A 16,923-nucleotide genomic window follows, 5' to 3' on the forward strand; every position below is an offset into this window, starting at 1 on the left:
AATTCTCCAATCGGCCTGCTCAAGGGATAAAAACGAATGGTTTAGTTGCAACACAAACAGGGACCACCCTAACCACTAAAATTAACCTTTTCCGCTTAGCTGCGGTAATACTATTTACACCTGCGATTATAGAAAAACACTATAACTGTTTGCCTTTACAGTTGTTGAGCTTACTCTCGTTAATGCCATTTTCCTTAAAATCGCTATCATTCAAGCCACTGCAGTTTCCACCACGATAAACGCAAAAAGGAGCTGCCTTTCGGCAGCTCCTGTTGCTCGCGCTGACTCGCTGGTTTAGAAGGTATAGTTCAAACCCAATAGAAAGCTGGAACCACTCTCATACACCGTAGTTGCACGATGATCAGCAATGTCCTGATAGCGGTACAACTTCTCATTGGTCAGGTTAATGCCTTCAAGAGACAACTTGAGGTTCTCACTGATGTTGTAAAAGACACTGGCATCAACAAACGTCGTATCTTCAACACCCTGAAAATCGTTTACACGACCAGCGACTGACTCCAGATAACCATCGCGATACGCCTGTGAAATACGCGCGCCCCAGTTTTCAGCCTCATAGTAAGCCGTCAGGTTATAGGAAATCTGAGATAGGCCCAAAAGGTCAGCGGTGATCTTTTCACCATTAATGAAATGTTCCGCTTCCGATTCCGCGTAGGTCACATTGGCAATGACCCCAAAGCCTGCACCGAATTCATACTGGCCAGCCAGCTCGACACCCGTTAGCGTTGCCCCATTACCATTGACTGGCTTGGTGATCACGAAAATACGCCCTTCATCACCCGGTGGTAGCAACTCCGGCGGTAAGCCCGTTTGAGTGTAAGGAACGTTGCTGGACTCGGTTACCACAAAGGAGGCCATGTCCTTGGTAAACACCCCCAGAGAAACATAGTTAATTTCACCAAAGTAATATTCGAAAGAGGCTTCGAAAGAATCGGCAATAAACGGTTTCAATTCAGGGTTACCGCGTGCGATCGTTCCGCCGGCAAAACCAATATTCGCCGACGCACGTAAATCACCCAGGCTTGGGCGGCTGAGGTTACGGTTCGCACTGAAGCGGAACAGCAATTCTTCGCTCAGATCTACTGTAACATTCAAAGAAGGCAGAATTTCGGAATAACTGCTGTCAATGGATACCGGCTCGAAGCGTGCTGGCTGCCCAGCTTCTCTCACCAGAAGATCCCCGGAACTGGTCACATCCGTAGTGGCATAACGGACACCAAAGTTGGCCCGAATATTTTCTACTTCAATATTGTACTGGGCATAAAGCGCGGCAGTCTCTTCCTCTACCTGATAGGCGCTGCCTTCAATGTTGTCGGCAGGGGTCAGATCACGGGTAAACAAACGATCGGTGTTCCGAGCATTCAAACCGGCAGCCAGAATATTGGGAAAGCTGGCTTGCACATCGGCAACCGTAAAATTACGCGTGGTGGCTGTCGAAAAAGGTCCGGAAACATAACTGATACCCAAATCTTCCAGGTTTCGTACCGTCTGGCGACGCTCATAACCATCGGATTCGTAGTTCTTGTACTGCAAGCCGAAATCCAGGCTGCTGCTATCGTTGATCTCGTAGGAAAAATCCGCCTTCAGAGTGGTGAACTCATTACTGATAAAATCTTCACGGGTATCCGCACGGTGCAGCTGATATGCCGAAGGATCAGCAATATCGAAATCGTAAGTATTGTTACCCTCAGGGCTGTCACGATAGTCAAAGCTGAAGGTGTGACCCGTGGAAATCAGATATACCTTGTCATGTACGGGCGCATCGAATTCGGATTTCGAGTAACCCGCCGTGAACTTGGCCGTTAGGGAATCACTCAAGCTTGCATCGGCTTCAAAAATGAACTGGCTAAATTCTGTTTCTGATTGGTTGAATTTCGACTCATTACGAATATCAGCATCAAGAAATTCAGCGTACACGATGCTGCTACCACGAACCTCAAAGTCGTTTATCTGGCGATAACCACGGGTTGCGGCATTGTATTCACGTGCATCACTTTCAAGCTTGCCGTAGATGATATCGGTGGACAGCAGCAAATCATCACTCACGTTCCACTGCAAAGCTAGGGTAATGCCCGTTCTATCCTGACTGTTTGAAACCGAACTGATGGTGTTGGCAACCGGATAGGCCAGAGAGCCATCACTCAATCTCGCCTGATCAGCCTCACTGATGTCAGGACCAAAGCTACTGGTTGAAAACCCTTCCCACTGCCAGTTACGGTGGCCAAACTCAACACTGTCTGATTGACTGTGGGCCACAGAGAAAGTTGCACCGAAATCACCCCAGGTGTTGGACACCAGAGCCGCAATACGAGGGTTATACTCTTCAGAGTTTTCGGCATAACTCAATTTTCCGGACAAAGCACCTTTAAAGCCATCGTAATCAAACGGTTTGGGCGTTCGCAGGTTAACGGTACCCGCGATACCACCCTCATCCAATTTAGCTTCAGATGATTTATACACATCGATGCGGTTAAACAATTCAGATGCAAAAATATTAAAATCGAAACTGCGGGTACGACTCACTGAACCTCGGGAATCCAAAATGGAGGCGTTAGTTGCCAACGCTTCCATGCCATTCAATTGAGTCCGGGTAAAATCCGCCCCCAATCCACGCAGGGCAATCTGTCGACCCTCACCGTTATCACGATTGATCGTCACACCCGGGATACGCTGAAGTGATTCAGCCAGGTTCAGATCCGGAAAGTCAGCAATATCTTCTGCCACAATACTTTCCTGGGAACCTACCGCATTGCGCTTTAAATCCTGCCCCAGCATCAAGCTGGAGCGGAAGCCTTTCACCGTTACCTCTTCCATAAGCTCGGCCGACGCATCAGGCTCGGTACTCTGGGCGAGCGCAGCTCCTGAGCCCAAACCTAGCGCCACCGTTGCCACACTGCTTGCTATCAGCGTTTTGTTAAAGGGTATACAACTCATGTTCGTCTCCGATCAAGCCAATTAATGGCCTTATATTTATTTATATCGAACGCATATTTATTCTTTGCTGTTGAAAACTTATTCAACGCTGAAAATATATCGAACCACCGCCGAGCCCGGTAATACGTATTATGTATGCGCTATAGGTGCAACCTATACCCTTTCTGAGACCTCATTGGATCATTCACATAGGCATTTACAACAAACGAAGTACAGCGACGATCCCCCAAAACAAGAAACAAGTATCGAGCAAAGACAGAGGCCAACGGGCCTGCCAAAACCCCTATAAAGCAGAAGCCGTACGACCATGAACACCATAAAAATGCAATAAAATAAGCGCTTGAGGCCGCGATTCGAACAACCTTGAGAATTGGCAATCCATCAAAGCCACAGTTTTTGTAGGCTATTTATTGGAAACAACCCACCTCTTTACAAGCCATAAAGCCATTGAATCCCAAGCATAGCTTGGGATTGCAGCTCCAGGTTTTATCCCTTATGGTATCGAAAATACCAATAAGCCTGGAACAATATGGACCGTCATCTGCAGCAATTTAAAAAGGTGGTTGAAGTCGGCAGCATCAATGCCGCCGCCGAAGCGCTATACATCAGTCAGCCAACCCTTACCCAGAACATTAAAAAACTGGAAGAGCGCATTGGCAGTAAATTGCTGAACCGCACTCCCCAGGGAATTACACCGACCGCCTACGGCGAAGTTTTATACGATCACGTTCGCGCGATGGATAATACCTACCAACAGGCCATGGAAAAAATAAAAATCCTGAAGCACAAAAAATCCTTTGCACTGCAAATCGGCTCAGGCTTTGTGTGCTGGGAAGTCTGTGTGAAAGACAGCCTCAAACGTTTTCAGAAGCGGCAACCCGATGCCAGTGTTCACATTGAAATAGGCAATAATTTATACCTTTATGATCGAGCACTGTCCGGGCATCTGGATTTATTCTTTGGGCACCAAATCCTTGGACTGGACAAAAAGCCGGGCGTGAAATTCATTCCCCTGTGGAAAACCACGCACTGTTACTTTGCGCGCAATGAACATCCACTGGCAGGTAAGCCTATCGCTTACGAAGAAATGGCAGCCTACCCCTGGCTTGAAGTATCCCATCACGACTCACGCTATCTCGCTTATATTAAAAGCGTGGAAGAAAACCCTCTGGAACAGGAGCGACGCAATCATGACATTGCTCGAGTATCCACAAATTCAATGAGCGTAGGCCTGGAATTACTTCTGGAAGAAGATTTAATTTTACCGTTCGTTTCTGAATACACTCAGCTGCTGTCTACAAAGGGAGTCAGTAAACTCGATGTGCAAGAACCCGCAATTGAAGAACAAGTCGGGGTTTATGTACCCGAAGACAATATCAAACAAGAGGCTCTGGACTTTATCGCCTATGTGCAAGAGAGCACGATTCCTTTCGACAAGTTCAGACAGGCATAAGGCGCTCGGTTGAGCACCTTTTACCTAACTAAGGCTCATGATTGATGATCATGATTCAGAGCCGATAAAGATACGGCTGACCTGCGGTCAGAGTTACCGTGCTCAGGGTTTTGCCCACTCGAATGCGATAGCTGCCTGTCCGTTGCGCAAGCAGCCTGGCCTCGACCAGCTCACCAGCACGCCAAATGATGTCGACCTGCACACCGCCACGAGCACGCAAACCTTTCACTTCTCCATCTGGCCAGGCGGTTGGCAAGGCCGGCAATAAAGCGATGACACCCGCATGAGATTGCAGGAGCATCTCTGCCATTCCTGCAGTGCCACCTTCGTTACCATCCAACTGAAAAGGCGGATGGGCTACCAGCAAATTACTGTAAATGCCCCCTCCCGATTCACCATATTTAATGCTTTTTTCATTGGTAAGCCTGAGCAGGCGACGCAATAGCTGATGGGCCTTATCACCATCGTGCAAACGAGACCAGAAATTAATTTTCCAGGCAATCGACCAGCCAGTACCGCCATCACCGCGCGCCACCAGTGACACTTTTGCAGCATCGGCCAAGGCAGGAGTGGCTTCCAGGTTAATTTGATTACCTGGGTACAGTGCAAATAACTGAGAGACGTGACGGTGTTTACTGTCTGGATCATCGCGATCTTCAGCCCATTCCTGCAACTGCCCCCAGCGCCCAATTCTGGGGCCCTGCAACATCGACTTGGCCTTTGCAACTTGATCACAAAATGACTGATGATCTTGCAGAACATTACAGGCCTCACCAATATTATTGAATAAATCCCAGGCCAGCTGCTGATCCATAGCAGCACCTTTGGAAATACCACCGTGTTCCGGTGAGTAACTGGGCGAGGAAATCAGTTCTCCCTGTTCATTCGTTTGCAGATAGTGCAACCAAAACTCAGCGGCTTCTTTCATGATTGGCCAAGCGCGTTGTTCCAGATACTGCTCATCCAGGCTGAATGCGTAATGTTGCCAGGCGTGTTGACTTAACCATGCAGCCCCACCCGGAAAATAACCCCAGGGAAACCCCCAACCCGGTGCGGTGTAGCCAAAAGGGTTGTTCATGGTATTGACCACCCAACCTGGGCTCCCGAACACCTGCTTCGCAGTTTTGCGACCGGGTTCGCGCAAACGATCCATATATTCAATCAGAGGCTGCTGCAGCTCTCCCAACCCCGTAACTTCAGCGGGCCAATAAATCATTTGTATATTGATATTAAAATGATAGTCCGAGGCCCAAGCCGGATTCAGACGATCATTCCATTTACCCTGTAAATTGGCAGGCATGGACCCAGGGCGCGATGCGCTGATCAACAGATAACGTCCGTATTGAAAAAACAAGGCCTCAAGAGCGGGATCAGCGGCACCGCTCCGGTAACGCTGTAATCGTTGCTCAGTGGTCAAATTCGACAGGGCTGCATCACTGCCATCAAGCCTCAAGTACATACGCTCAAACAAGCCTTTGTAATCTTCTTGATGCCGCGCCAGTAATGTGTCGAAATCCAGCGTTTCAACAGCATCCAAAACCTGTTGATTGTCCGCCGCAAAATCTCTTCCTTTATAGTGTGGCGCCACTGCTTGGTATTCCGTTGCAGCGGCCAGCGTTAGCTGTAGTTCTTTGGCTCCGGATACCATCAGGGCATTGTCGGAAAAACTCAGGCTGGCCCCTGGTGCATCAATGTCCAAGCTCGCCTCAAACTTCATACCGTTGCGTTTCAGCGCACCCACCAAACGCAGTCGTCCTTCACTCCATTGAATATCGTGTTGATGCAGAGACTGGAGGCCGATTCGATAGTCCTGCCCCCGTTCCGAGGTGTTACTGAATTGAGCACTGATAATACGGTCTGGATAACTGGCAAAGACTGTTCTGCGATGCTCAATCCCACGCGCAGTGTAAGTAATGTTAACGATGCCCTGTTCAAGATCCAGCTCACGTCGGTACTCACTCGCCTCGCCCTGATCAACAAGGGCCACTCGAATATCCGCAAACGGTTGATAGGCACCAAAGCCTTTATAATAGCTATAACCATCAGACGAGCGCTCCTCCCCAAGAAACTGGCCGGACATCTTCTCCTGGGCCAGCTCATTGGCTTTCTCGAATTTTCCCTGATTCAGTAATTCGCGCACCTGAGGCAAGTAACGATGGCCATCCGGACGATTACCCCCCTCATAAGCTGGCCATTCGCCGGCCCCACCTTCCCAGAGTGATTCCTCATTGAATTGAATATGTTCCTCGTCTACGCCTCCAAATACCATAGCCGCCAATCGACCATTGCCAATCGGTAACGCCTGGCTCATCCAGTCTTGTGCCGGCTTGTCATACCATAGAACGAGGGAAGTAGCAGATTTTGACGCCTCAGACGTCTTAATAGAGTCATCTATCGTAACGACTTCTGGCGGCTGATCTGAGCAGGCAACACTCCCAAAAATCAGAACAGACAGCAAACCGTAAAGGCCGGGCCTCTGCACCCGCTCACGAGATGCGCCAGCTTTATATGAGTCATTGAACTTGTTGAGTAGTGGGTATCGCATAGTCTGCCCATTCGCTGAATACTGGATAAGCTTATATACCGACATTTCAAACGTCGGCAGGATGTTTTAGTATGACTTATATTATAAAAACTATTTTCATATGTACATATGAAATATTTTTTCTATTTATATACATAAAGATATTTATGGTCTATATTGCGAGACAATCGCTCAAATATTTGTGAATACGCTTGCTTAAGACACACAGGTTGCGCCACAAAAACTTGTTTGTAGCGTGTCAACGGCCCCAATGCCCAACTATAAATTCAGACAGGGGCCCAGCAATTGAATTTTGGAGTTACACTTAATGTCACACCTACCCTTTCGCCAAGTTCACTTGGATTGCCATACCAGCGAAAAAATCAGCGGCATTGCTGCCGATTTTAATGCCAGGGCCTTTGCCGATGCCGTCGAAGCAGCCAGTATTAACTCGATCACTTGTTTCGCCCGCTGTCACCACGGCTGGTTGTATTACGATTCCGAGGTTCACCCCGAGCGCATTCATCCCCATTTAGAAAATAAGAATATGCTCAAGGAACAAATTGAAGAGCTGCACTCCAGAGGCATCCGTGCCCCAATCTACACAACCATTCAATGGGATCAATACACCGCCGAGCGCCATCCGGAATGGTTGAGAGTCAATGCTGACGGCCAACCCACCGCAACAGCTTACGAGGCAACCTTTCGACGAGACCTCTGTGTGAATACGCCTTACCGCGATGAGCTAAAGGAGCATTTAAAAGACTTGCTGAGCAGTTTTAAATGCGATGGTTTCTTCCTCGATATTGTGAAGATGGACGAGTGTTCCTGTCACTGGTGCCGCCAGGGTGCGATTGAAGAAGGCCTGGACCCCAGCAAATACGAAGACCGTATCCAGTACGCTGAAAAAATGATGGTTGGCTTTAAACACGACATCAGCTCCTTTATTCGCAGCTTCCAGCCCGAAAGCGAAGTTTTCTATAATCAGGGACACATTGGCACCGACACCCGCGAAGTCATTGAAGATTACAACCATCTGGAAGTTGAATCCTTGCCAACAGGTGGCTGGGGCTATGATCATTTTCCAGTAATTGCACGCTACGCCCGTAGTCTTCATCAGGACGTGCTGGGCATGACTGGAAAGTTCCACACACACTGGGGAGACTTTCACTCCTACAAATCAAAAGCAGCTTTGGAATTCGAGTGTTTTCACATGCTGGCCCTCAACGCCAAGTGTTCTGTAGGTGATCAGATACTCCCCAATGGCGAACTGTGCCCGGAAACCTATAAATTAATTGGTAGTGTTTATTCCCAAGTTGCTGAAAAGGAAGCCTGGTGTGTCGATGCAAAAGCCATTGCAGACATTGCCGTGTTGAACCCGGAAGAGTTTCGCTATGTAATCGATCACCGCGATCAGGCTATGGTTTTGCAAGGGGTTTACCGCATTCTTTCTGAAGGCGGCTATCAATTTGATATCGTCGACAGTCATTCACCGCTGGAAGATTACAAAGTGCTGATCCTGCCAGACGAGGTACCTGTGGATGAACATTTGAACCAACGACTGCAAGCTTACGCCGATGCCGGCGGAAAAATTCTCGCCAGTCATAAATCTGGGCTCAATCCTGACACTCAGGAATTCGCTTCCGATTTATTTGGTGTTCAAAACATTGGTGAAGCCCCCTATAGCCCGGACTTTATTGTGCCCACTGGTGAGATGGCAGAAGGACTTCCTCAAGTTGAACACGCAATGTACCTAAAAGCACAAGAAGTGAAACCTCTGGCGGGTGCAGAAGTACTGAGTGAAACCCGAGTCCCCTATTTCAACCGTACCTGGGAACACTATTGCTCTCACATGCACGCCCCTGTCGATAAAAGTAAACCGGGCTACCCTGCCGTTGTTAAAACCGACAATGCCATTTATTTCGCCCACCCGGTCTTTAATCAATACGTAGAAAGCGCACCTTTCTGGGCCAAAAAGCTGGTACACAATGCCCTCACCCTATTACTGGGGCCATCGGCTCTGGAACACGATGGTCCTGCGGCGATGATCGCGACCCTCAACGAACAGGAAACTGAAAACCGCGCGGTAGCGCATTTCCTCTATTACGTTCCAGAAGCAAAATGCAAAGATATTTTGATTGTTGAAGATGTGGTTCCAGTACACAACGTCAATGTATCCATTCGTGACGACAAACCCATTGCTTCCGTTCGAACCGTTCCACAGCTAGAGGAACTGGAGTTTGAGCGTTCGGATGGTCGTGTTGATTTCACTCTACCCAAGGTTGATGGCCATCAGATGGTAGAACTCAACTACGTTTAGCGATGAGAGAGCTCGACTGGGAGCCCGCTCTCCAATGAACAGATGCGTATCTAAAAGATTTGGATGCCCTCATGTTTAGGAGGCCGAAAGGCCTCTATTTTTTCCATACAAAAAACTTACCAGCCGCCAGGCTGGTGAATAGGCCCCGGGCCTGGAGTGAAAAATGAAGCAATGGCTGGATAACATCAGCAGTTTTATGGAGCAATACGTGCAGCCGGTCGGCGAGCGTATGGAGCGGCACCCTTATATTATTGCGATGCGCGAAGGTTTCTTGCTCGCATTGCCCTTCTTAATTGTCGGCAGCTTTATGCTGATTGTCTTGTTTCCTCCATTCGACAAAGAAACCAGCTACCGGTTTGGTCAAGCCTGGTGGGCTCTGACTGAATCCATTGGGCCTCATTTATGGCGCCTTTTCCAATTCACTTTTAATGCCATTGCGCTTTTTGTTTCTGGCACTATCGCTTACAAGCTGGCCAAGGCCTATGGTCGTGAACCCATGCCCGCGGCACTCTTGTCGATCATGACGTTCCTGCTCGTTGCTGCGCCCTATGAAGGCACTGAGATGACCATCAGCTATTTGGGGGGCAGCGGCTTAATTCCGGCAATGTTCTTCGCCTTTTTTTCCGTGGAGCTTACACGCTTTCTGGATAAGATCGGTTTTGCGATTCGTCTTCCCAAGGAAATTCCCCAAGCGGTAGCCGATTCACTCAATATGATCATTCCAATGCTGGCAGTGATCGTGATCGTCTTTCCACTGGTGGTATTTGTGGAAGGTCACTTTGGCGAACCCATCCCCCAGCTGATGATGAATTGGCTGGCTCCTCTGGTAAAAGCCAGCGATTCAATGTTGGCGATTGTTCTTTTTACCTTTGTGACGCACATCCTGCTGTTTTGTGGTATTCCAGGCTCGCTGATTTTAATGCAGTTGTGGACACCTTTTTTGATCAACAATATGAGCGCCAATCTTTCCGCAATGCAAGCGGGTGAAGAACTGCCCTTTATTGTGACAAACTCCTTTTGGGATTTTTACATTGTACATGGGGCCACTGGCGGGCTGCTCGCCTTAACGTTTTTGCTCATCTGGAGCCGATCCATTCATATGAGATCGATTGGGCGAGTTGGTTTTGTTCCTGCTATTTTCTCAATCAGTGATCCGGTTTACTACGGACTGCCCATGCTGTTAAACCCAACCTTCTTTATCCCTTTGATTCTGGCTCCGGTGCTGAATGCTGTCGTGGCTTACGCGGTTGTGGATGCTGGCTGGGTTGGCAAGATGTTCCTTATGGCCCCTTGGACCACGCCAGCGCCCATAGGCGCCTTCCTGACGACCGGCGGAGATTATCGCGCCATCATTCTAAGTGTATCGATCATCGCCATGAATGTTTTGATCTATTACCCCTTCTTTAAAATGTATGAAAAGCAGTGTCTGAAGAAAGAACAAGAACGGCATGATCGCGCAGAACAGGAAGAATTGCAGGCAGAAAACTCCGCCCTGAGTTAAACCCGCATCGGGGCTTCGGCCCCGAATTTTCCGCAGCAGCAGTTTATTGAAACGAGTACCCAAATGTGGGGTTCGCTCGCCTTGAAAAGAACAATAGAAAACAATAAGAACGAGAGATCATCTTATGCCTGACAAAGCGGCTATACTCGAAAAAAAATACACACTCGCCTTTATTCTGGTCGCCAGCCTATTCTTTTCCTGGGCAATGGCCGCACAGCTGAACGACATTCTCATTCGACAATTTCAAAAAGCACTGGAATTGAACCGAGGGCAAGCCGGATTTATACAAACCGCTTTTTATTTTGGCTATTTCTTTGGTGCCATTCCTGCCGGTTTGCTTATGCGTCGATTAGGCTATAAAAACGGCATCCTTATCGGTCTGGGTCTATACTGCGCGGGCGCTTTGCTGTTTTATCCCGCCGCCGACTTGCGTGTCTTTTCATTGTTTCTGGTCGCTTTGTACATCATCGCCTTTGGTTTGTCTTTTTTGGAAACGGCAGCTAACCCTTATATCGCCGTTATGGGCCACCCCAGCACCGGACCTGCCAGGCTTAATATCGCCCAGAGCTTCTATGGTATTGGTGCATTTGTTGGCCCGTTTTTAGGCAGCGTGTTTATTTTTTCCGGCGTAGAATACAGCAGCGCCGAGCTGGCTCAACTGTCCCCAGAGCAATTGGAACAGTGGCGAACCTCGGAAGCCAAGGCGGTACAAATGCCCTACCTCGCCTTGGCCGGTTTTATAGCCTTTCTCGCAGTACTCATAGGATTTTCAAAACTCCCTAAACTGAACGAGGAAACAGAGCAAAACCCGGATTCTGGCAAAACCGGTATCAAAGCCGGCTTGGCTGGATTATTTCAATATCGGCATTTTCGCTTAGCGGTAGTCAGCCAGTTTTTCTACGTCGGGGCACAGGTTTGTATTTGGTCTTATTTTATCGACTTTGCGATCGAACTTGATCCAGACATGTCGGAAAAAGGCGCTGGAAAATTACTGTCTTTTGGTTTTTTAACACTGATGCTCGGGCGTTTTAGTGGTGGCCTGCTGATGCAAAAATTTCCGGCACATAAACTCCTGGCCTGTTACTGCGTAATGACGATTCTTATGATGCTCGCCGCAATTTTGACCACAGGCACAATGGCCATCACCGCACTTTGGCTCACCACCTTGTTCATGTCGATCATGTGGCCAACGGTTTTTGCCCTGGGATTGAGAGACCTCGGAGAGCAAACCAAAATGGCGTCTTCGTTTATGATCATGGCGATTGCCGGTGGCGCTATTTTTCCACCACTGATGGGTTATATCGCTGATCTCAATGACAATATGCAACTCGCCTTGATTTTACCAACGGCTTGTTTCTTTGTGGTTTTGCATTATTCACTCAGCGGCTGGAAACCCAGACTCGATAAACAGCAAGCGGAACCCCAAACTCTACCGTCTTCATAAGGCGGTATAAACATTAGCGGATCAATCTCCACAAAGTGTTGTTTACCTTATAGCGGATTTTAAGAGTTTACTCGTCCTCATTTGTTTATCGGGGACACGTTCAATGATCCATAACCTCAGCACCCTGGACATCGCTATATTTTCGATTTACATCGTATTTATCGTAATTTTAGGTGTTTATCTGGGCAAGCGAAAAGGTGGCAGTAAAAACACGAAAAGCTACTTTTTAGCAAACAACAGTTTGCCTTGGTGGGCTGTTGGCAGTGGTTTAATCGCGGCAAATATCTCAGCTGAGCAACTTATTGGAACAACCGGTTCAAGTTATGCCATGGGAATTGCAATCGCCAGCTGGGAATGGGTTGCTATTCCTGCAATTTTAATTGCAGCCAAATGGACAGTCCCCTATTTTATCAAACACAACATCAACACCATGCCCGAATACCTGCAAAGGCGATACGGCCAAGGCATTCGTGTTTTATTCGCGGTATTTTGGGTTCTTGTTTACGTTTTTATTAATTTAACTGCCGTTGCCTATATGGGTGCATTGTCACTGCAATCCATTATGGGTATTCCAATGTTTTACGGAATACTGGGCATGATGTCTGTCGCCTTGCTGTATTCCTATATAGGAGGTTTTGCCTCGATTGCCTGGACCAACTTTATACAAGTCGCCGTTCTTGTGATTGCCGGCATCATTACCGTGACACTGTCACTGCAGGCCGTTGGCGATAAATTAGAGGCCACGGGTCTACCTGATATTTTGCATTCCATGATGCGTGCCATTCCTGAGCATTTTCATCTGGTACTGGCCGAAGATAATCCCAATTATCAATACATTCCCGGCGCACCCGGCCTGTTTGGCGGAATGTGGATAATCTGCCTGTTTGGTTGGTGCTTCAATCAATTTATTGTACAAAACGCCCTGGCCGCAAAAAGTGTTCGAGAGGCTCAAAAAGGGCTGCTTTTCGCGGCGGCTCTCAAACTATTTATGCCGGTAATCCTGGTGGCACCTGGTATTGCCGCGTTTATTCTCACCCATGACAACGCCCCGCTGAATCCTCCCGACCAGGCTTACCCCTGGCTGATCAATACCTTTATCCCGATTGGCTTTAAGGGCGTCGTCTTGGCCGCTTTAGCCGCCGCAATTATTTCAACGCTTTCAGCCCTGTTAAATTCGGCCGCCACCCTGTTTGTTATCGACATTTACCAATGCAGGATAAAACCTAATGCCGACGAACAGCTTTGTATGAAAGTTGCCAAGCTCTTCATGTTTGCAGCATCGCTTATCGTTGTCACCTTGGCCCAAGCCTTGTTAGAAGGCTTCGATCAGGCTTATCAGTTTATTCAGGAATTTATCGGCTTCATAATGCCAGGAATGTTGTGCATCTTCGTATTTGGTATCGCCTGGCAGCGGGCGAATGCACTTGGTGCGAGCACTGCCCTGTTTTTATCGGTAGGGCTAAGTCTGATCATAAAACTGCTTTGGCCCGAACTTCCTCACTTAAATCGCACAGCACTGGTATTCCTGGCCTGTGTCGGCAATATGCTCATCTGTGCAGGTTTCAGGCAGGAGAGTGGCAGTCCTGCGATTATCATTCGCCCTCGCGATCAGGAATATCGCAGCACATCGGGCTTCAATATTGGCAGCCTCGGTTTGTTGCTAAGTTTGTTTGTTACCTACTCTGTATTTTGGTAAATCAGCCCCCCTCCAGAGAACGGCCAGGAAGGTCTTGGCATTCGACTGTTGCCAAGAAATATTGAAATAACGCCAGTGTGAAGAGATGGCTCACCTTATCATGGCCATCGAGGTTATTGGCTCAGAGAGGTATTTCCGCTCAAAACCTTACAAAAAACAAGGTTTAATATCCGCATTACCCTGAGCTTAATTCCAGCCTGTCACGCTATCGCCTGGCCTGAGCGAACAAAGCAGCAAACCTTCTTACTCCGCGAAGGCCCCTCCGCGCCATATTCCTGATGGTTTCTAAAATACGCAATGCCAATCGATATCTCGGCCCTCGTTTTTAGAACATTTCTTTCAAAATTCCAAACTTGTCTTGTTTTGTTCATATTTTGGCTATAAGCTAGTTTAAACTAACTTTATTGCATATTTAAAACTCATTTTTAAATTTAGTCAGTAGCAAAGATCACCATTGAGATCACAAATAAGGTCATATAGGAGAGTGTAATCATGGCATTAAATAAAAACATAGCCGCGATCGTCAGCCAGCCCAAACTGCTTGTTTCCGCCCTGTTAATCGCCGCCAGCCCCGCTGCCGTGGCCCAGAATCAAACTGAAAGTCACAGTTTGACCCTTGAGGAAGTCATTGTGACGGCCCAAAAGCGCGAACAAAACAGCATGGATGTACCCATTACCATCGATACGTTCAGCCCTCAGGATATTCAGGCAACCGGCGCGCTATCCATCATTGATATTCATCGCTATATCCCTGGTCTGGATGTTGGTGAGGGCCAACTGACCCAGGCAGGCATATCAATTCGCGGCATTTCCAGCGCCAATATCAGCACCGGTGGAGACCCATCCGTTGCCACTTTTTTCGACGGTTCCTATATTCCTCGCGCTGCAACGACGGTGAGCTTTTCAGATATTCAACGAATTGAAGTCTTAAAAGGCCCCCAGGGAACACTGTTTGGCCGTAATGCCGCGGCCGGCGTTATCAATATTGTGCCAAATGCACCGGGAGAAGGTGATTATGGTTTCGTAAAACTGAAGGTGGGCAATCAGAGCTTGAGACGCGTAGAAGGTATGGCAAACCTGACATTGAGCGACAATGTCTTTTTGCGAGTGAATGCTCTGAGTAACGAACGCGACGGTTTTATCAACAATACCGGCACTGGTGGTGACCCGGGCGCGCAGGATAACTCCGCTCTAAGGGCCGCATTGCGTTGGCAATTATCAGATGACAGTGAACTCCTGTTGAGCTACGACTGGGACAAGATCGACCAAGCTGCACCGCACAGTATTGGTATTGGACCTTTTGCCCTGAATACAAACCCCTTTAGTTCGACGGTAGCCAATGATGTGGTTAATGGCGGCGAAGCTCGGGATATGCAGGCCTTTGGCGTTAAGTTTAATCACGAGATCAATGGACAGTGGTCAATGAAAGCTTTGGCCAGCTACCGTGAATTTGAAACCAGAAACCGTACTGACGGTGATGGCACAGCCGATATCAGCCGCTACATCGATACCGATAATATTGAAGATTCCGATATTTTTTACAGCGAGCTGCAACTGAATTTCAGCAATGATTTTGTCACTGTTGTGTCCGGTTTGAACTACAGCCAGGAAGACATCTACCAGGCCATTCCAACCACGTTAAGTACCGATTCCCTGATGAGTTTTCAGGCAGGTCCGGCGGTATTAAACCTCGGCGGTGCCAGCCTATGGGACCCGAATGTCTGGGCAGCCTTCTCCTCCCAGTTTACCGGCGGCGTTCCACTGGACCAATCACAAGCCAGTTATACCCTGGTTAATCAAATTCTCCGTGCAGCGGTCGACCCTAATATACCGCCACACTTTTTCGCACCTTCCACCAGTGGTGATTTGTACAATGAAACCATGTTCAACCGGGGTGACTTTGAAAACTACGGTATTTATATCGATGCAGATTTTGAGCTGAGCGAAAAGTTTTCTTTGGCTCTCGGCCTGCGCCACAGTATCGATAAGAAGCAATTCAGCTGGCATGCCCCCCTAAGTGAATACGCTCAGGCCAACCCGCAACTTGGATTGCACAATTTATTCATTCGCCAGGTCGACCCGACCAGCGCCTCGAAACGCTGGTCCAAAACAACCGGGCGAGTCGTTGCGAACTACCGCCTGACAGAAGACAGCCTGGTATTTGCCAGTTACTCCACGGGCTACAAATCCGGCGGTTTTGATTCGCTGGAAGTTGCGACGGCTGATCTCCCCATCGATCCGGAAGAAGTGAAAAACGTTGAACTGGGCTTTAAAGGCGACTTATTTAATAAGCGCTTGCGTGCGCAAGTCAGCTACTATGACATTCGCGTTGATGGCAGCCAGCGAACCATCTTTGGTCAGCGTCCTCAAGATGCCGGCGCGATTTACTATGTGATCAATGGTGAAACCGACAATAGCGGTATTGAAATGGTCCTGGATTGGTTGGTTACCGATACTGTCAAGCTGGGCTTGTCGACCTTATACGCCAAAAACGAAAGCCAATTTGAGCCCTACCACAACACCAGTGGCGAACTGGTTGCCAATGAGTTAGTGAAGCAACGTTTTGATTTTCAGGATAACTACACGGCAACACTGGACTGGTCTCCACAGTTAAGCAAGGGCGAACTCAATGTTCATCTCGATTATATCTTTACCGCAGACCGTTTGCGCGGCACTCCGGATTTTCTTGACAGCTTCGCTGCCGTTCCCGGTTATGGCGCAGATCGTAAGCGTTTGAATGCTCGAATTTCCTGGACCGACAGCGAACAAAAGTACGAACTGGCGCTATGGGGTAGAAACCTGACCGATAGCCAATTTGTAAGCAATATCGGCGGCCTGGGTATTAACACGATCAATACGCCAGTTGCCAATATCGAACAGCCCAGAACCTTCGGCCTGGATATCAGCTACAACTTCTAATTTCGTCCTCCTGTTAAGCAGGCATTAGGGGCTGGCGACAGCCCCATTTTTATTTCGGTACCTTGACTTTCACTTACGTGGTTTGAACTCTATCAAGAATGGATAATATCGAGC

8 protein-coding genes are annotated in these 16,923 nt (G+C 48.2%); 6 read left to right on the forward strand and 2 right to left on the reverse strand.

Going from position 1 to position 16,923, the window contains the following annotated elements; translation table 11 throughout:
- Window positions 1-294: 294 nt before the first annotated feature.
- Entirely contained in the window at window positions 295-2,952 is a 2,658-nt protein-coding gene (locus tag G8768_RS14055; RefSeq protein ID WP_166845663.1) for a TonB-dependent receptor, read from the reverse strand.
- A 529-nt stretch (window positions 2,953-3,481) separates the two neighbouring features.
- Here G8768_RS14055 and G8768_RS14060 point away from each other — a divergent pair.
- A complete protein-coding gene (locus G8768_RS14060) occupies window positions 3,482-4,405 on the forward strand; it encodes a LysR family transcriptional regulator (protein ID WP_166845659.1) in 924 nt (307 codons plus the stop codon).
- Between the two features lie 55 nt (window positions 4,406-4,460).
- Here G8768_RS14060 and G8768_RS14065 read toward each other — a convergent pair whose 3' ends face one another.
- Entirely contained in the window at window positions 4,461-6,995 is a 2,535-nt protein-coding gene (locus G8768_RS14065) for a glycoside hydrolase family 95 protein (protein ID WP_341801009.1), read from the reverse strand.
- A gap of 262 nt (window positions 6,996-7,257) precedes the next feature.
- On the opposite strand from G8768_RS14065, the gene G8768_RS14070 reads away from it, so the two are divergent.
- From G8768_RS14070 to G8768_RS14090, 5 genes are all read left to right on the forward strand, one after another.
- Window positions 7,258-9,249 (forward strand): alpha-amylase family protein, encoded by a 1,992-nt coding sequence (locus G8768_RS14070; protein WP_166845653.1) that lies wholly within the window; start codon window positions 7,258-7,260, stop codon window positions 9,247-9,249.
- A 163-nt stretch (window positions 9,250-9,412) separates the two neighbouring features.
- Window positions 9,413-10,750 carry a PTS sugar transporter subunit IIC gene (locus tag G8768_RS14075; protein WP_166845650.1) on the forward strand — a complete coding sequence of 446 codons (1,338 nt, stop codon included), beginning with the start codon at window positions 9,413-9,415 and terminating at the stop codon, window positions 10,748-10,750.
- Window positions 10,751-10,874: 124 nt separating this feature from the next.
- Complete coding sequence (fucP, locus tag G8768_RS14080; protein ID WP_166845646.1) at window positions 10,875-12,194, forward strand: L-fucose:H+ symporter permease; 1,320 nt, start codon at window positions 10,875-10,877, stop codon at window positions 12,192-12,194.
- A 103-nt stretch (window positions 12,195-12,297) separates the two neighbouring features.
- Window positions 12,298-13,890, forward strand: a complete 1,593-nt coding sequence (locus G8768_RS14085; protein WP_166845644.1) for a sodium:solute symporter family transporter — start codon at window positions 12,298-12,300, stop codon at window positions 13,888-13,890.
- Window positions 13,891-14,382: 492 nt separating this feature from the next.
- Window positions 14,383-16,809: a TonB-dependent receptor gene (locus G8768_RS14090; protein WP_166845642.1), complete on the forward strand. Its 2,427-nt coding sequence runs from the start codon at window positions 14,383-14,385 to the stop codon at window positions 16,807-16,809.
- Window positions 16,810-16,923 lie beyond the last annotated feature (114 nt).

The sequence above is a fragment of the Pseudoteredinibacter isoporae genome (genome assembly GCF_011602085.1).
GTDB classification, from domain to species: domain Bacteria; phylum Pseudomonadota; class Gammaproteobacteria; order Pseudomonadales; family Cellvibrionaceae; genus Pseudoteredinibacter; species Pseudoteredinibacter isoporae.